Genomic DNA, 15,605 nt, shown 5'->3' with positions numbered 1-15,605 from the left:
TTTATATCAATGCAAACCGCATTTCCGACCGATGAAAAAACTATGACAGCTTTTGAAAACTGCTCTGCCTCAGACCTTCACTCCCTTTCCGCAGCTGATAAAAGGAAAAACCCTATTCAAGACAGGGCTTTTTCATCATTGTTTTGTAAAGACCAGTGTGTCATCATCATAAGGCTCTTGGGAAAGGTCCTCGATAGTCAGCTGATTGCCCTCAATGCGATAGCGCTTGACATCATCCCCAATGACCATAGTCTGGTTGGTAGCATCAATTTGAACCTGTTCTATTTCCTGATCACCATCAGGCTCGACCTTGGTCAGCTGGCCAGTAGTTCCTGAAATCTGTAAGGTCAGCTGATCGCCTTCATGACTTGTCTGATAGCTGCCATCCAGCTCGCCATTGGCTGCTTGCTCAGAAGAGGATGCAGAAGCTGATGAGCTGCTATTGGCCGCACTAGACGTGCTAGCTACCGACGAAGACTCTGCTGGCTTGCTGGAAGCGACTGACTGAGACTGAGAGGAAGGTGCTGTCTGGTTCTGATTAGAACCGCAAGCTGTCAAGGCCAAAACAGCCGCAGCAGTTAAACCTGAAATCATTAACTTTTTAGAAATTGCCATAGTATTCTCCTTTTTCTTCTGTCTTTATTGTACCAAAGCGGGACTCTGGCGGTCAATTTATAAACTTGTCAAATAAGCTCTGACTTCCGCAATAAAATAGAGAGAGCCCGTAATGAAAAGCAGCTGATTATCGTTTTGCCTCTCCCGAAAATTCTGAATAAGTTGCCGATAATCCTCTATGTAGAAGAAGCCGTCCGCTTCAGCTTGACCAAGGGAATCTCCATCAGAAAAGGAAGTAACCGTCAACTGAACATCTGGCAAGGCCTCTCGCAGATAAGCCAGCATAGCGCTATAGTCCTTACGCTTGAGAGCACCGAAAAGAAGCAGGCACTCTTTGTCATTCTGGCTCTGGATAAACTCTACTAACCTCTGCAGCGCAGGAAGATTATGGGCCCCATCAAGATAGATACCTGGACTGACTTCTTCCAAGCGCCCAGCCCAACGAGTCTCCTGCAAGGCCGTCCGAATCCTAGCAGAATCTATTTCCCAGCCTTGCTGCTGCATGAAGAGCAGGAATGCCTGCAGGGCCAGCGCTGCATTTTCCTCCTGATAGCCCCCCTTGAGACCCAGTTCAAGATTGGATAGGGTCATAGTCGAATTGGAAAAAGACTGATTCGTCAGAGAAAAATCGCGACCATACTGATAGAGTTCTATTCCCAGCTCCTCAGCTCGTTGCTTACAAACCAATCGTGCCTCCTCTGGCAGCGGCCCGATGACCGCTGGCCGCCCCGTCTTGAAAATCCCTGCCTTTTGTTCCGCAATCGCCGTTAAGCCCCTTCCCAGAGTTTCTTGATGGTCCAAGCCCACAGAGCTGATGACCGCAATATCTCCCGTAATGACATTGGTCGTGTCCAAGAGTCCGCCAATCCCTACCTCAATCAAGGCCAAATCCACTTCCTGCTCCTTGAAATAGAGAAAAGCAATCAAAGTCAGAATTTCAAAATAGGACAGCTGGTCATGACTTTTGAGCAGTTCTTGCTCTATCTTTTGCACCTGCTGACCCAGACGGATAAAATCAGCTGAAGCAATCGGTTGGCCGTTGATACAAATCCGATCATGAATACTAATCATGTGAGGCGAAGTAAAACTTCCTGTCTTGCGACTATGCCCCGCAAACAGCTGACGCATAAAGGCAATAGTAGAACCTTTGCCATTTGTACCAGTTACATGAATCGTTGGATAGCTCCGCTCAGGATTCCCCAAAAGAGTCACTGCCTGCTGCATCCGCCCTAGACCCGAACGAAAGTTTAGACCAATTCGGCTGTTCAGCCATTCTTCAATTTCATTCATTTTCTTACCCAAAAAAGAGCAGCGAAGCAGAATTCAAATCTGAATTGCAACTCGCTCCTCTTTCTAATGTTTATCATAATGCACGCTGGAAAAGAGCCAAGGCTTGGCTACTTCCCTCTACTATCAAGTTTAAACGGTCTCTCACCTGCACTTGCCCATTCCTGACCAAGGCAGAGCCAGTCTTACTCCTCCATAAAGCTGTTGAAGACTTCTTCAATCATATCCCATTCAGCATTTGAGTCTTCTGGGATTGGCTGCAGGTCTCCTTCTGTGCCATCTTCATTTTCAGTAAAGGAATAAGCTTGAATCTCTACCTCACCGTTCTCATCTTCTTCCGCATTAGCCGGAATCAAAAGAACATAATTCTTTCCAAACTCTTCCTTACCGTCAATGGTCAAAAGAATTTCAAATAAAGTTTCGTTCCCTTGCTCGTCAACCAAGGTGATTAATTCACGCTCTTCATGCTCGTGGTCATGGTTATGATCATGTGTCATACTAGTGTCTCCTTCATTTCTTTTCTAAAAATTTCGATCCAGATAATTCTGCAAAATCAGCTGCGCGGCTAGCTTATCAATAACTTTCTTGCGCTTGCTGCGGCTAATATCCGCCTGCTCCACCAGCATGCGCTCAGCAGCCACCGTCGTCAAACGCTCATCCTGATAGTCAACCGGCAGGCCAAATAGCTCAGCAATCCGCTGACCATAAGCCTGACTGGCCTCCACCCGAGGTCCACTGGTATTGTTCATGTTCTTAGGCAGGCCAATAACGAACTTATCAACCTTATACTCTTTCACCAGCTCACCCAAGCGCTCTAGGCCGAATTCGCCCTTTTCTTCATGAATCGGAATAATCTCCAGTCCTTGAGCTGTAAAACCAAGAGGATCACTAATAGCAACCCCAACCGTTTTTGAGCCCACATCTAATCCCATAATTCTCATTAGAGATCGACGCCTTGTCCTTTCAAATAATAACGAACTAACTCCTCAACAATCTCATCGCGCTCGTATTTGCGGATTTGATTGCGGGCATTGTTATAGCGAGGTACGTACGCAGGATCACCACTGAGTACGTATCCCACGATTTGATTGATTGGATTGTATCCTTTTTCATTGAGCGACTTGTAGACATCGGTCAAAGTCTCGCTAATTTCCTTTTTATTTGAATCATCGAGATTAAAACGTACTGTTTCATCTGTAAATCCCACAATTACACCCTCTTTCTTTAGAATATCCCTATTATAGCATAATTATAGGCTTTTCACAAATTTAATTCACCCGAATTCTCCTAATTTTTCAATAAGCTTTAGCTAATATTTATCCGAAGTCTGACTCTGAAATCCAGCAAAAATCCAGCTCTCTTCAGAGAACTGGATGGAAACTTCCTAATTTGAAGACGGCACTTCCACACCGTCGCTTCCCTTAAACTTGTTAAGCAATTCTTCCGGACTCAGGGTCTCGATTTGCTCAAACAGCTGCGCGTAGTTTGGAAGCTTTTTGGCTGCTTCGTAGTCTAGATTCTCAGGATCGATAGTCATCTCCAGAGAAATCTCTTCCGCTGTCATATCTGTTTTCAAGTCAAGACCGGTGATATTCACCGCCTCTTTCAGCCCCAGTGCTTCCTCGATCAAAGACAGCATTTCCTTCTTTACGGTGGAAACATCCTGTTTTGACAGAGCTTCCTTGATGTTGTCAGGAATAGCCTTGCTGACATGCAGGATAACCTTCTCATACTTCTGTCCGCTGTAGCTGACGGTTAAGATTCTGGTTTCTTTTCCATGTTCTAATTGCTTCTCAGTTTTATAGGACTTAGTGACAATATCTCCTTTTCCAGCTCCTCCCTGTGAGGATGAACTGTTATTTGACTGCTGACCGCAGGCTGTTAAGATTGCCAAAGCTGCCAGCAAAAAGACAATTAATTTTCTCATGTCTTATCTCCTTCAATATTGAGCTGATTTTATCATATCATTATAAAAACGGCGCTGTCAAACTGATTGTCACTCTGTCATTAAAATGTAATAAAAAAGAGCAGCTTATTTCTGCTCTTCTGCTCCATTCATCAGGAGATTGTTGATATATTCTTCTGGCGTCAGCTTAATCATTTCTTTGAGCTTGAGATTTTGAAAATAAGGCATAGCTGCTGCTTTTTCGATATCCAAACTCTCAAAGTCATAAGTGGACGTCATTTTCAGCTCGTTCTCATTCAAAATAGTGACTGAGCCGCTAAAGCCTTGAAGTCCACGAGCCTGCACATAGTCTGCATCCTGCTCCAGTGACTCATTGAGCGACTTCTGCGCTTCCTCCAGCCCCATTTGTTTGATGGCTTCTTTCATCTCATCATCAGTCGTAGTCAGCCTTTCAATGACCAAGCGTTTAAAATGCTCTCCCTGATAAGTCACCGTCTGACTCTGCTGGTTTCCTCGTTCATCCTTTGGAAAAACAAGCGTTCGAGTAATCACTTCCTGCTGCTTGGCATTATCAATGATAGGCAGATTATTGCTGATTTCTTTCTTGTCAGCCGCATTCGAATTCGTCTCTGTCTTTTTATGTCCACAGCCTGCTAGCAGTGCCACACTCAATCCCAGTCCTACTAAAATTTTCTTCATCTTCCATCCTCCTCAGAGATATTGTATCACAGTTCTGCCCCTTGTCAATCCATCCAGTCGCCAAAGCCCTCTGTCAACCCGAACCAAAAGAAGAGCCGAGATTCTCTTCCCGACTCTTTCAGTTATATTCAAAGATTAGAGAGCTGCCCGCAGACGAGCTTCTGCATTTTCAACATTGCGAACAGAACGTGGCAGAAAAGCACGGATATCATCTTCTTTGTAACCAACTTGGAGACGTTTATCATCCACTAAAATGGGACTTTTCAAAATACGCGGGGTCTCCATGATAATATCAAGAACTTCGTTGACACTTAACTCTTCAATGTCAACACCCAAACCTTTAGCATAGCGGTTTTTTGATGAAACAATGCTCGCGATACCATTTTCTGTTTTAGTTAAAATATCCAGAAGTTCCTCTTTGGTGATGCCTTCTTTGCCTAAATTTTGTTCTTTATAAGTTAATTGATGAGCGTTTAGCCAGGTTTTTGCTTTTTTACAACTAGTACAACTTGAGACAGTATAGATTGTGATCATGTAAGTACTCCTTTCGCTACACGATACTAATATCGTAGTCTATTATATCACAAAAACCATCGGTCTTGCGACCTATTTTGCAAAATTACTCTTCAATTTCGATGGCATCGTCCAAATCCAGAGTCACTTCTTCCATCGTTTCCACAGGGCTTTCAGCCTTGCTGCCAACCACTTCTGCCAAGTCATCGCCTTCAATCAAACCATAGCGTACACGAACCTGGCGGTCAATTTCATCAAAGACTTCTGGATGATCAGCCAAGTACTTCTTAGCATTTTCAGATCCTTGACCAATCTTTTCATCATTGTAGGAGTACCAAGCACCAGCTTTTTTAATGATATCCAAATCAGTCGCAATCTTAATCAACTCACCTGTCTTAGAAATACCTTCCCCGTACATGATTTCTACAAAGGCTTCCTTGAATGGCGGAGCAACCTTATTTTTAACAACCTTGATCTTGGTTTCTTTACCAACATTGGTATCTTTCTCATCACCAGTTCCCTTGATTTGAGTATTACCACGGACATCCAAACGGACAGAAGCATAGAACTTCAGTGCACGGCCACCTGGTGTTGTTTCAGGATTACCAAACATAACGCCAACTTTTTCACGCAGCTGGTTAATGAAAATCGCAATCGTCTTCGTTTTGTTGATAGAAGCAGACAGCTTGCGCATAGCCTGGCTCATCATCCGAGCCTGCAAGCCGACATGGCTGTCACCAATATCGCCATCGATTTCCGCACGTGGTACTAGGGCTGCAACGGAGTCCACAACCACCAAGTCCACCGCACCTGAGTCAATCAGCTTACCAGCAATTTCCAGTCCCTGTTCACCAGAGTCTGGTTGAGACAGCAGCAACTCATCAATATTAACACCCAGAGCAGCCGCGTATGACGGATCCAAAGCATGCTCAGCATCGATAAAGGCTGCGATACCACCTTCTTTTTGCGCTTGAGCAACTGCGTGAAGAGCAACGGTTGTCTTACCAGAAGACTCCGGACCATAGATTTCAATAATCCGTCCCTTAGGATAACCCCCAGCGCCAAGAGCAATATCTAAAGCCAAAGAGCCAGAACTCATAACTTGAACCTTTTGCTCTGCCCGCTCGCCCAGACGCATAATGGCTCCCTTACCAAAATCCTTTTCAATGTTTTTAAGAGCATTATCCAAGGCTTTTTGGCGCTCATCGCCGAATTTCTTTGAGATTTCGTCTAATTTTTTTTGTTTCTTTGCCATTTATTTCTCCTGTTTTTTCTAAAATATCTTTTGGCCATCTTCGTCATTATACCAAAAATCAGCTATTTAATAAAGTTTTTCGTACTAGGTTGAAGGCGTGCAGAACAGCAATTTTCCTCACATCACGACGACTGCGTCCAGCAATATTGACCTTAATAATTTCCGTTCCAGCAGCGCTAGCTAAGCCGATAAAAACAGTCCCTGCTGGATGATCTTCCAGTGAATCTGGGCCTGCCACACCTGTCAAACTGACAGCTAGGTCGCTTTCGGTCAGCTTTCTAGCCTGCTCTGCCATTTTCCCAGCCGTAAAAGCTGAAACAACTCCATGCTTCTCCAAGTCTCCCAACGAAATATCCAGCATCCGGCTCTTTTCCTCCATGCTGTAGGTGACAAAGCCACCTGAAAAAATGGAAGAGGCTCCAGCAAAATCTGCCAGGGTCGCTTGAAAGAGACCTGCTGTCAGACTCTCCGCCGCCGAAATCGTCTTCCCTTGACTCTTCAGCAACTCAAAAGCCACCTGAGCTAAGGAATTGTCATCACCGTAACCATAGAAAATCTCTGACAGTGACTGTCCCTCAAAAGTCTTATGTGCCAAAATTTCCTTTTCCACAGCCTCAAACTTGGTGTCAGCTTCTGCCTGACTCAAGGCCTTGGTGGACAATCGCAGGGTAACTTCCCCTGTCTTTGCATAAGGAGCAATGGTGGGGTCACTCTGCTGCTCAATCATCTCTGACAAAATAGTCACTAGCTGACTCTCGCCGATACCAAAGAAACGCAGCACCCGTGAGTACAATTTCTGACCTGTGGATAAGAGGGGAACCAGCTCATTATTGACCATGGGCTTGAGCTCGCTAGGCGGGCCAGGCAAGACTACATAGGTCACTCCGTCTGCTTCTAACAAGCCTCCGACAGCTAAGCCGGTCGCATTTGGTAAAGGAGCCGAGCCTTCAACCAGCTGGGCCTGACGCTCATTGTTGGGCGTTCGGGCATAATCCGGTCGACTAGCAAAAAAGCGATCCAGCTTTTCCACAGCCTGTGAGTCAAAATTGAGCTCACGTCTTAAGAACTTGGCCAAGGTCTGCTTGGTCAAATCATCCTCTGTTGGCCCCAAGCCTCCAGTCAGGATAATCAGATTACTGCGCCCTTTAGCAATTTCCAAAACAGATAGGAGACGATTTTCATTGTCCCCCACTGCTGTCTGAAAATAGACATCAATCCCCAGACTCGCCAGTTTTTCAGATAAAAATTGGGCATTGGTATTGACAATCTGACCCGTCAGAATCTCGGTGCCCACAGCAATAATTTCTGCTTTCATAGAACCTCCTACCTTACTATTCGGAATTGGCTTTATTTTATCACAAAAAATCTTAAAAAAGTTGATTTTCATTTCAGGAAATAAAAAGAACTGTCAAGCTCCTTGACAAACTTGTCAACATGCTGTGGAAAACTTTTAAGAAGGACTGGTGTTATGCAGAATAACTGGATTGTTAGGGAAATGCTATTGGCAAATGGTTTCATTATTTTTATAATAAAGATGAAAAAAGGAAATCATCTAAATAATTTTATTTGAAGAAAGGAGATCATCATGAAAATTTCACAAGTGCTCAAAGACATTCGTCAACAAAATCAACTCACTCAGGAGGCTTTGGCAGAAAGACTCAAGGTTTCCCGCTCTGCCATTGCCCGCTGGGAAAGCGAAAAAGGTATCCCTGATATTGGAAATCTCATCGCTATCAGTCGGGAATTTGATATCAGTCTGGACACACTCATCAAGGAGGATGAGCGCTTGGAGAAAAAGGTTATCGAAGATAGCAAGGCCAAAAAATGGCATTATTTAGTCATCCTCTACCTTTTTTCCATCTTGGTTTATATTGGTGCCTTCGCTTACTTGCACCATATCTTTATGGCTGGCTTCCTCATCTCCACCCTCTTTATGCTCTTCTATGAACTGCGCATCTTTATCAAGGAAAAGATTTGGAGGCAGAAGGATAACTAAACGAAATTCCTTGGATGTTAGAAAACCAAGGAATTTTTTCTATGAAACAAGGAATATAGTCGCACTATTATGAAAGAGAACAGACAAGTAAAGAAAAAAGAGGAAAGTAAAACTGCAGCTACCTTTGACAAATGAGCTGAATCAAGATTTGTATTTCAAAAATTTATTGGAACTTTTGTCTTTATGCGTTTGTCGTGTCATCATAAATTATTTTTTAAACGCTTCGTATAGTTTTTTATAGAACTCTTTCTTTTCTTTTTTTTGATTATTAAACTCTTTTTTGCCGTAATCAAAATTCGCTACTGAAAATCCCTTGCCATCATCAGAAAAAGTGAAGAATTCTATCCCAATCAATTTATTATTTTTAGCATCTACTACAGTAGTTCCTAAATTATTGTTAAATTGTTTAACTTCTTCTTCACTAACTCCAAACCCCATAGCAGTGCCATCTGCAATAATATTTGAAAACACTTCTTCTGAAGATGCTACTTCTTTGACAGATATTAGATAGACAGCATCTTCTGTTTCTACTTGCCTTACCTTATCCCATCTTTCGGTATCATTCGAAGAGATTGTATAGACTGTTAAATCCACCGAAGGTTTATTGGAATTTTCTTTTTTAATCACTTGTTTGCCAATTAAGACGATTGCGAGTACTCCAATGACTAGTAGCAAACTAATATAAATTTTCTTTTTCATGCCTGACTTCCTATATCTTTTATGTCAACGATAACATCAACTTTACTATATACAGCTGGATCATGTGTTGCTATAATAACATAATTATTCTTGGCTGCTTCACTCAATAATAAGTTGATGATTTCATTCCCAATCTCACTATCCAAGGCTCCTGTAGGTTCATCCGCTAAAATAATTTTACGCGGTTTCATTAACATTCTTGCAATAGCTACACGCTGAGCCTGTCCCCCAGACAATTCATATATTTTATGTTTTAAATAGTCCGTAGAAAGGCCTACTTTTTCAAGTATCTCAGATATAATCTTTTTGTCTTTATTGAGGAGTTTTAAATTATCATATACTGTTTTGTTTTCTATCAAAGAATAATTTTGGAATACATACCCAATAGTATTTTTAAAATAGGTTCTTTCTTTGGTTTTCCAAATATCCTGTTTATCAACTAACACTTTTCCACTGTCAATTTTTTCTAGCCTTCCTATAATGTTTAGCAAGGTACTTTTACCTGAACCCGAACCGCCAATCAAGGCGTAGCTTTTCCCAGCTTCAAAGGTTAAATTTAAATCTGTAAATATTTCTTTTGAGCCATATTTTTTTGTAACATTCACAATTTCAATTGTCATTAGTCATCCCCTTTTAGAATTTGAGTGTATCTATCAGATAATTTTCTGAAACTTATTATCATTGACATCATTAAAACCGTTAAAGAAGCAAGACCAATATACAATAACTCTATTTGTCCTGTCATGATAAATGTCAATAAGATAACCATTATAATCGTTATCATAAAATATTTTAGACTTGAAATGGCCATACCTGTTTTCGATAGGCCTAAAATGATTTTTTTGACATAGTCATTCTGTTTTAAGGCAACAAACATTTGAGCATATTGATAAATGAGTAGAAATACAATTCCGCAAATAACTATTTGCAGTATTTTTGAAAGGAGAATTTGGTGCTCTAAAGATTGAATATTAAGTTTCACAGTTTGGTAAACCTCGACTGGATTGATTGAAAAATTCAAACTAGCACTCAAATCGTTGATGTCCTTAATTGCTTCTGGACTAAAAAGTGAGTTATATATGATATTGCTTGCCAAAATAAAATCGTTAGTTTCTACCATTTTATCAGTATCTAATACAACCACTATATTACTCTTACTATTTGTCACACTTTCCAAAGGTAGATTATCTTTATTTTCAGGGACACTACTGCCATTTTCATTGAAATAGAAAAATTCTTGCCCATCAGGAATGACTTGCACCGTAAGATCATCTTTTGTATAGTTTGTACCAGTAAATTGTTCTGCTACAACCGTATTCTCGATTGATGCCTTATTCTCTTTAAATTTATTAGGAATATAGATGGTTGCTATTTTATTATCTAAAATACGATAGTTTGTTCCATTAACTTTATTTTGTACCTTAGCACCTGTTTGATTGATATAAACCAGCTCTTTATTAACCTCTGGATTCGTTATCCCATCACTTTTTAATTGCTTAGAAAAATCTTCTGTAACATGAGAAGTTTTCATAAAATCTGGAACATAGGCTGAAGATGATTTGATATATATAAAATCCAGTTTTTTTAAGGCTTTAGCAATCTCTATATACTTAGCTCCTGAGTCATTTGCTTCTTCTCCATTAGTAACAGATTCATTTTCAATACCCAAAAACTCTAGTCTTTTCCAATCTTTTACTGCACTCCATGGTTCTAAATGCTTTATCTGTATATTTATCTTTGATTGACTAGCCTTTGTTTCCCGTAAAAAGACTCCTGAAACAACTATTATGCTAGAAATAACCGCAAGCCATACGATAAAAATGAGGCTGTTTTTGGCCTTATTTTTTATAATTTCAATAGGCTTTTCAACCTGAATCGTCAGCCAAAATAAAACAAAGGTGATGAGATCAATGATTTGAAAAATTATAAAATTGGTTAGAAGTAGAGAGAAGAATAACTTGGAACTATAGGTGAAGAGACCACTCCCCAGAAAAGAGCCATAGAAAACCATCAATAAAGCAACTAAAATCAGCTCAAAAGTAACAGAAATTAAATAATCCTTTTTTAGGTTATACACAGGCAATCCTAAAGAACGTCTTATCATCCCTTCTTTAATCTTTCTCGCTCTAACAACAAATAAAACAACTAATAAGGTTAAGTAAATTGAAATCATTAACAAAAATCTTAAAGAGCCAGTAAATTGTATCATTCCTCCCATATACCAAGGGTAAGCCATATATACTACTTGCAGACCTGTAGACGTAAGTTTTTTTAAACCATTTGAATCTATTTCCCCTAGAGTATAGTACATCCCTGTTATCGGTATAGACTTTAATTGTTCATGGCTGGCATCATCAAGATTTATATAAGTCAACTGTCCTGAATTCTGAACCACCGGCTTGTATATTTTAACTTTTGTCTCTTCTGATAGGCCACTAATCATTTGATACACTTCTTCATTAGAAAGATTGCTTTTCCCTTGAATGGAGAAGGCACCATCAATTGGTAAAGGTATTGGTTTTTGAGTATCACTAATACTAACCAGACCAATGGCAGCAATTAAGCAAAAAAAGAGTCCTATAACACCTAATTTTAATTTCATAAGCTCCTACCTATATTATAAAAGACCCTATAATATTATTGGGTCTTCCAACTTTCATAAACTATTGTTAAAATTTAAAGTAGTTCCAATGTGCATTTAATCGAACATCATTCCAACTTTTTGTTGAACTTGACATTGCCCATCCATATTTTTGAGAATCAGATGACTTAACAGTTCCCCAAAGATTAGTTATCGAAGATTTTGAACCAATATTATTCGGAGATTTAACATAGTAATTAGAATAACCATAGTTATCATTCACACCATAATTCCATTCATCAATAATCGGATATGGGGCTGGATATGCTACTTCTGCACTAACGATACTAGTCATAGTAGTTAGCCCAAAACCTAAAGAAACTGTAGCTAANAAAGCTAATGTTTTATTTTTAATTCTTATTTTCATAACTACACTCCTATATTGAATATTTTATAGTTTTTAGAGAATATTTTACCTTTCCAATTTATAGCTTAGCTAGTCACAATCAACGACCCCTTGGTCTCACCTCCTTTAATTTTATAGATTCTAATTTTTAAATATATATATATTTAATCTTTGCCTGCTTTTTTGAATTATTTAGACCATTGGACTCGCCCCTTTCCTATTCTATTCACTTTACCACCATGACCACCACCATGGAAGTACACTTGTAGTAACTATTGACGTTACTGCCAGTAAAATTAAATTGTACATTATTTTTTTCATATTTGCCCTCCCTTTTATTTAATGATATACTATTTTAAAACGCTTTCTCAAAACGTAGCTTTTAGTAACATTTTCAAAGAGGGTTNTTATGCGCTGGGATTATGGAAAAATCTATAAAGAAATTAGAAAATCAAAAGGGCTGACTCAAGAAGAAATTTGTGGGGATTTTTTAGCTCGCTCAACTTTGGCACGAATTGAAAGCGGACAAGTCGTGCCAAAGTTCGATACCATGATTTTTTTACTTCGCCAGATAGATATGACACTAGAAGAATTTAAATACATTTGTGATTATTATCAACCTAGTCAGAGACAGAAAATTTTAAATTCTCTTTATAACCAAGGTGAGACTATTGTAGGGACGAAAGGTTTGTTACAATTAAAGAGAGAATGCGAGGCATATCTATGTAAACATTCCGATATTCCGATTAAACATGCTTTAGATAGCATCAATATTACTATTCATCTGAGACAAAATGGAATTTCTGAGACAAAAGAAATTAATGCTACTACCAATAAAATTTGGGCGTATTTAGAAAAACAGGACACTTGGTATGAAAGTGATTTTCGACTTCTTTCTACTATTCTTTATTTCTTCCCTTTAGAAAATATCAAACAATTTACCCAAAAGATTTTAAATAGCATAAAAAAATACCAATCATTTCGCAATGGGAATAATCTACAAATCGGACTCTTAGTCAACCTTTCTACCATCTATCTTTATAATGGATTAAAGAGAGAATGCGCTGAAATTACTAAATACATTTACGATTTGTCAAAAAAAGAAAAACGTTATGATTCCCTCGGGCTTTCACAGATTCGACTTGGAATTTGCAAAAATGATAACGAATTAATAAAAAAAGGGATTGCTCTACTACAACTTGCCGATGAAAAAGAGCTAGTAAAATCTCTAAAAGAAGAAATTGAAAAATACTGTTGAGAATCTTTCTCAAACGGTATTTTATGTAAATTGAAGTCACAGTCATTTTCATGATCGTTGATAAGGCCAGCTGCTTCTAGGAATGAATAGACACAAACGGGACCGACAAATTTGAAGCCTTGCTTTTTCAGCGCCTTGGACATAGTTTCTGACAGCTCTGTCTTAGTAGGTGCTTCCTTGTAATGGACAATCTGATTGTTAATCGTTTTGAAATCTACAAAGGACCAGATATAGTCATTAAAAGAGCCAAACTGCTTTTGAACAGCCAAAAAAGCTTGGGCATTAGCCCTAGTCGCATAGATCTTCATCTTATTGCGGATGATATCAGGATTATTTAAAAGAGCATCCAGATCCGCATCCGTCATCTGAGCAATTTTCTGGGCATCATAGAAATGAAAAGCTTCCCGAAAAGCCTGGCGTTTATTCAGAATGGTCTCCCAAGAAAGTCCAGCCTGATAGGTCTCCATGCAGAGCAATTCAAATAATTTATGATCATCATGGAGAGGCTTGCCCCACTCCTCATCATGATAGGCTACATATAAAGGGTTGTTCATCTTTACCCAACCGCAGCGTTTGGTCATATTTGGTCTCCTATTTCACCAACATCTTAAGAGCAGACTTGATATAGTTTTCTGCTGTATCCGTCGTTCCTTCAAAGAATTTCTTGATTTTCTTGAGTTCAGCAGCTTTGTAGCCCAGAGCCAGCATAGCTTCCATGGCTTCCTCCAGCTCCTGATTATCCGCAGTCTGGACGGGTGCCTTACTTTCTGCCATACCATCCGCCGCCACTACCTTTCCTTCCAAGTCCAGCACCATCTGCTGGGCTGTCTTCTTGCCAATCTTAGGAAACTTGGTCAGGTAGGTGATGTTTTTCTGCTCAATGGCTTGCACTAAGCCAGCATTATCATCCGCCGCAATGATAGCCAGAGCAGACACTGGGCCGATACCTGAGACTGAAATCAAGCTGAGAAAGAGTTGCTTCTCCTCCTCGGTCGCAAAACCGTACAGGAGCTCCGCATCTTCTCTCACCACCTGGTGCACATAGACCTTTGCTTCCTGATGAAGATGTCCTGAGTAAGCATAAGGATTAGCTACATGAAGAATATAGCCGATAGAGTTGACTTCCAACACAATGTACTTGGCTGTTATTTTACTGATGATTCCTTTAAAATATTCGTACATAATCTTCCTTCTTTTTGTATCATTTTGCCTATCTAGTATATCATATTTTCTGTTTGGAAACTGCAAACAGAAGTGCAACCAGCGGTTGACAAAATGTACAGGAAGCTGTATTCTCAAGATAACTAAAAGCTGTTAGGATAGAGTTAGCAAAGAAAAGGAGGCTGTCACGATGAAACTCGCTGATAAATTATTTGAACTAAGAAAAGAAAAAGGCTGGTCACAAGAAAAACTAGCTGAACAAATCAATGTCTCTCGCCAGAGCATTTCCAAGTGGGAATCTGGCCAAGCACTGCCAGAGCTGGAAAAAATTGTAGAGCTGAGCAAGATTTTCCAAGTGACGACAGATTATCTGCTTTTAGAAGACAGTGACAAGCCTGAAATAAAACCCGTCCTCTCAGAAGACGAAAAGAACCGCTACTACAAGGAAGTGAAATCTTATGGCTTTTGGCAGGTTCTGTATATTTTTATATCTGACCTAGCTATCTTTCTCTTCTTTGCAGGTTCTAGCTTTCCAGCAACATTCACTGCCCTAGTCTGGTTGGCCTTCTTCCTCTTAATCGCATCCGCAATAGCTATTAGCAAGGCGCTAAAGATTAAGAAAAAGTATCTGGACAAGGTTATCGGCCTTGATGATTTTAAGAAAGAAGGTGCTAAAGATGAAACTAAAAACTGACAATCCCATACCTGTCAAAACTCGTCTGAAAGAGCTGCTTGGAGACTGGCTCTTCATCTCATTCTATCTCATTGCTCTTTTTTTACTAGCTATGGGCTGTTACAATCTGGTTCTAGGAGGCATTCCTGCATTCACTGAAGTCCAGAGCCAGCTTCTGGCTTTTTCTACCTCCGTTCTTCCTCTAACTATCATCTTTGCTTGGCTAGACTATAGAAAAGGCAGTTTTGGCAAGCGTTGGGCAGGTTTACAGTTAGTTTACAAACATAGGAGCCTTTCCCACAGCCTTTTGCGCTCTGCTATCAAGTTTTTCCCTTGGCAGTTGGGACATATGGGAGCTATTCGTAGTGCTTATCAAGCAGATGCCCTGTCAATTTTCTTGTCAACTTCAGCAGGTATTCTCTTCTTGATCTTTCTGATGATGGGACTGCTTCGCAAGGACAAACGCCATCCAGCTGATTTGCTTGCTGGAACACAAGTTCAGCTCAAACATCAAAAACAGCTCTAGTTCTATGACTAGGGCTGTTTTATCTTCTAT

The 15,605-nt window shown here is 40.0% G+C and carries 19 protein-coding genes and 1 pseudogene; 4 read left to right on the top strand and 16 right to left on the bottom strand.

Annotated features, from left to right (window positions below; translation table 11 throughout):
• Positions 1-135: 135 nt before the first annotated feature.
• The 10 genes from D8877_RS02965 to D8877_RS02920 all read right to left on the bottom strand — a co-directional run bounded on the left by D8877_RS02965 (position 136) and on the right by D8877_RS02920 (position 7,590).
• The gene (locus D8877_RS02965; RefSeq protein ID WP_125352432.1) at positions 136-615 is read right to left on the bottom strand and encodes an SP_0198 family lipoprotein; all 480 of its coding nucleotides are present in this window, start codon (positions 613-615) and stop codon (positions 136-138) included.
• 57 nt (positions 616-672) lie between these two features.
• Positions 673-1,905, bottom strand: coding sequence for a bifunctional folylpolyglutamate synthase/dihydrofolate synthase (locus D8877_RS02960; protein WP_125352430.1), 1,233 nt, complete (start codon positions 1,903-1,905; stop codon positions 673-675).
• A 182-nt stretch (positions 1,906-2,087) separates the two neighbouring features.
• Positions 2,088-2,399, bottom strand: coding sequence for a DUF1292 domain-containing protein (locus D8877_RS02955; protein ID WP_125352428.1), 312 nt, complete (start codon positions 2,397-2,399; stop codon positions 2,088-2,090).
• Between the two features lie 24 nt (positions 2,400-2,423).
• Positions 2,424-2,843, bottom strand: coding sequence for a Holliday junction resolvase RuvX (gene ruvX, locus D8877_RS02950; RefSeq protein ID WP_011837635.1), 420 nt, complete (start codon positions 2,841-2,843; stop codon positions 2,424-2,426).
• Complete coding sequence (locus tag D8877_RS02945; protein ID WP_002894075.1) at positions 2,843-3,109, bottom strand: IreB family regulatory phosphoprotein; 267 nt, start codon at positions 3,107-3,109, stop codon at positions 2,843-2,845. The genes ruvX and D8877_RS02945 overlap by 1 nt, the downstream gene beginning before the upstream one ends.
• 177 nt (positions 3,110-3,286) lie before the next feature.
• Positions 3,287-3,829, bottom strand: a complete 543-nt coding sequence (locus D8877_RS02940) for a hypothetical protein (RefSeq protein WP_049552834.1) — start codon at positions 3,827-3,829, stop codon at positions 3,287-3,289.
• A 105-nt stretch (positions 3,830-3,934) separates the two neighbouring features.
• The gene (locus D8877_RS02935) at positions 3,935-4,507 is read right to left on the bottom strand and encodes an SP0191 family lipoprotein (RefSeq protein ID WP_002920427.1); all 573 of its coding nucleotides are present in this window, start codon (positions 4,505-4,507) and stop codon (positions 3,935-3,937) included.
• 135 nt (positions 4,508-4,642) lie between these two features.
• Positions 4,643-5,041, bottom strand: a complete 399-nt coding sequence (gene spx, locus D8877_RS02930; RefSeq protein WP_002894078.1) for a transcriptional regulator Spx — start codon at positions 5,039-5,041, stop codon at positions 4,643-4,645.
• A gap of 85 nt (positions 5,042-5,126) precedes the next feature.
• Positions 5,127-6,275, bottom strand: coding sequence for a recombinase RecA (gene recA, locus D8877_RS02925; protein ID WP_002894079.1), 1,149 nt, complete (start codon positions 6,273-6,275; stop codon positions 5,127-5,129).
• Positions 6,276-6,333: 58 nt separating this feature from the next.
• A complete protein-coding gene (locus D8877_RS02920) occupies positions 6,334-7,590 on the bottom strand; it encodes a competence/damage-inducible protein A (protein ID WP_185760147.1) in 1,257 nt (418 codons plus the stop codon).
• Positions 7,591-7,860: 270 nt separating this feature from the next.
• Between D8877_RS02920 and D8877_RS02910 the strand changes: the two genes are divergently transcribed.
• Positions 7,861-8,271, top strand: coding sequence for a helix-turn-helix domain-containing protein (locus D8877_RS02910; protein WP_125352422.1), 411 nt, complete (start codon positions 7,861-7,863; stop codon positions 8,269-8,271).
• A 207-nt stretch (positions 8,272-8,478) separates the two neighbouring features.
• On the opposite strand, the gene D8877_RS02905 is transcribed toward D8877_RS02910, so the two are convergent.
• The 4 genes from D8877_RS02905 to D8877_RS02890 all read right to left on the bottom strand — a co-directional run bounded on the left by D8877_RS02905 (position 8,479) and on the right by D8877_RS02890 (position 11,978).
• The gene (locus tag D8877_RS02905) at positions 8,479-8,970 is read right to left on the bottom strand and encodes a hypothetical protein (RefSeq protein ID WP_125352420.1); all 492 of its coding nucleotides are present in this window, start codon (positions 8,968-8,970) and stop codon (positions 8,479-8,481) included.
• Complete coding sequence (locus D8877_RS02900) at positions 8,967-9,590, bottom strand: ATP-binding cassette domain-containing protein (protein WP_002922687.1); 624 nt, start codon at positions 9,588-9,590, stop codon at positions 8,967-8,969. Before D8877_RS02900 ends, D8877_RS02905 begins: the two co-directional genes overlap by 4 nt.
• Positions 9,590-11,572: a bacteriocin-associated integral membrane family protein gene (locus D8877_RS02895; protein WP_125337579.1), complete on the bottom strand. Its 1,983-nt coding sequence runs from the start codon at positions 11,570-11,572 to the stop codon at positions 9,590-9,592. The genes D8877_RS02900 and D8877_RS02895 overlap by 1 nt, the downstream gene beginning before the upstream one ends.
• A 67-nt stretch (positions 11,573-11,639) precedes the next feature.
• A complete protein-coding gene (locus tag D8877_RS02890; protein ID WP_125352418.1) occupies positions 11,640-11,978 on the bottom strand; it encodes a hypothetical protein in 339 nt (112 codons plus the stop codon).
• 388 nt (positions 11,979-12,366) lie between these two features.
• On the opposite strand from D8877_RS02890, the gene D8877_RS02885 reads away from it, so the two are divergent.
• Positions 12,367-13,215, top strand: a complete 849-nt coding sequence (locus tag D8877_RS02885; RefSeq protein ID WP_125352416.1) for a helix-turn-helix domain-containing protein — start codon at positions 12,367-12,369, stop codon at positions 13,213-13,215.
• Between the two features lie 32 nt (positions 13,216-13,247).
• Here the strand turns inward: D8877_RS02885 and D8877_RS02880 are convergent.
• Together D8877_RS02880 and ruvA are read right to left on the bottom strand one after the other, a co-directional pair.
• Positions 13,248-13,796: pseudogene (locus D8877_RS02880) on the bottom strand (DNA-3-methyladenine glycosylase I); the annotation flags it as partial.
• A 10-nt stretch (positions 13,797-13,806) separates the two neighbouring features.
• Positions 13,807-14,397, bottom strand: coding sequence for a Holliday junction branch migration protein RuvA (gene ruvA, locus D8877_RS02875; RefSeq protein WP_125342390.1), 591 nt, complete (start codon positions 14,395-14,397; stop codon positions 13,807-13,809).
• A 169-nt stretch (positions 14,398-14,566) separates the two neighbouring features.
• Between ruvA and D8877_RS02870 the strand changes: the two genes are divergently transcribed.
• Positions 14,567-15,070 carry a helix-turn-helix domain-containing protein gene (locus D8877_RS02870; protein WP_125352414.1) on the top strand — a complete coding sequence of 168 codons (504 nt, stop codon included), beginning with the start codon at positions 14,567-14,569 and terminating at the stop codon, positions 15,068-15,070.
• Entirely contained in the window at positions 15,054-15,575 is a 522-nt protein-coding gene (locus D8877_RS02865; protein WP_185760146.1) for an RDD family protein, read from the top strand. Before D8877_RS02870 ends, D8877_RS02865 begins: the two co-directional genes overlap by 17 nt.
• The last annotated feature ends 30 nt before the right edge of the window (positions 15,576-15,605 follow it).

It is taken from the genome of Streptococcus sanguinis, from assembly GCF_003943735.1.
In the GTDB taxonomy this organism is placed as follows: Bacteria; Bacillota; Bacilli; order Lactobacillales; family Streptococcaceae; genus Streptococcus; species Streptococcus sanguinis_E.
This window is presented reverse-complemented; position numbering and strand designations above follow the sequence as displayed.

Bases quoted from the DNA above. Each gene is read 5' to 3' on its own strand.
- D8877_RS02905 (WP_125352420.1), bottom strand. From the start codon at position 8,970: ATGAAAAAGAAAATTTATATTAGTTTGCTACTAGTCATTGGAGTACTC.
- D8877_RS02960 (WP_125352430.1), bottom strand. From the start codon at position 1,905: ATGAATGAAATTGAAGAATGGCTGAACAGCCGAATTGGTCTAAACTTT.
- ruvX (WP_011837635.1), bottom strand. From the start codon at position 2,843: ATGAGAATTATGGGATTAGATGTGGGCTCAAAAACGGTTGGGGTTGCT.
- D8877_RS02935 (WP_002920427.1), bottom strand. From the start codon at position 4,507: ATGAAGAAAATTTTAGTAGGACTGGGATTGAGTGTGGCACTGCTAGCA.
- D8877_RS02955 (WP_125352428.1), bottom strand. From the start codon at position 2,399: ATGACACATGATCATAACCATGACCACGAGCATGAAGAGCGTGAATTA.
- D8877_RS02965 (WP_125352432.1), bottom strand. From the start codon at position 615: ATGGCAATTTCTAAAAAGTTAATGATTTCAGGTTTAACTGCTGCGGCT.
- D8877_RS02900 (WP_002922687.1), bottom strand. From the start codon at position 9,590: ATGACAATTGAAATTGTGAATGTTACAAAAAAATATGGCTCAAAAGAA.
- ruvA (WP_125342390.1), bottom strand. From the start codon at position 14,397: ATGTACGAATATTTTAAAGGAATCATCAGTAAAATAACAGCCAAGTAC.
- D8877_RS02895 (WP_125337579.1), bottom strand. From the start codon at position 11,572: ATGAAATTAAAATTAGGTGTTATAGGACTCTTTTTTTGCTTAATTGCT.
- spx (WP_002894078.1), bottom strand. From the start codon at position 5,041: ATGATCACAATCTATACTGTCTCAAGTTGTACTAGTTGTAAAAAAGCA.
- D8877_RS02865 (WP_185760146.1), top strand. From the start codon at position 15,054: ATGAAACTAAAAACTGACAATCCCATACCTGTCAAAACTCGTCTGAAA.
- D8877_RS02885 (WP_125352416.1), top strand. From the start codon at position 12,367: ATGCGCTGGGATTATGGAAAAATCTATAAAGAAATTAGAAAATCAAAA.
- D8877_RS02910 (WP_125352422.1), top strand. From the start codon at position 7,861: ATGAAAATTTCACAAGTGCTCAAAGACATTCGTCAACAAAATCAACTC.
- D8877_RS02940 (WP_049552834.1), bottom strand. From the start codon at position 3,829: ATGAGAAAATTAATTGTCTTTTTGCTGGCAGCTTTGGCAATCTTAACA.
- D8877_RS02920 (WP_185760147.1), bottom strand. From the start codon at position 7,590: ATGAAAGCAGAAATTATTGCTGTGGGCACCGAGATTCTGACGGGTCAG.
- recA (WP_002894079.1), bottom strand. From the start codon at position 6,275: ATGGCAAAGAAACAAAAAAAATTAGACGAAATCTCAAAGAAATTCGGC.
- D8877_RS02870 (WP_125352414.1), top strand. From the start codon at position 14,567: ATGAAACTCGCTGATAAATTATTTGAACTAAGAAAAGAAAAAGGCTGG.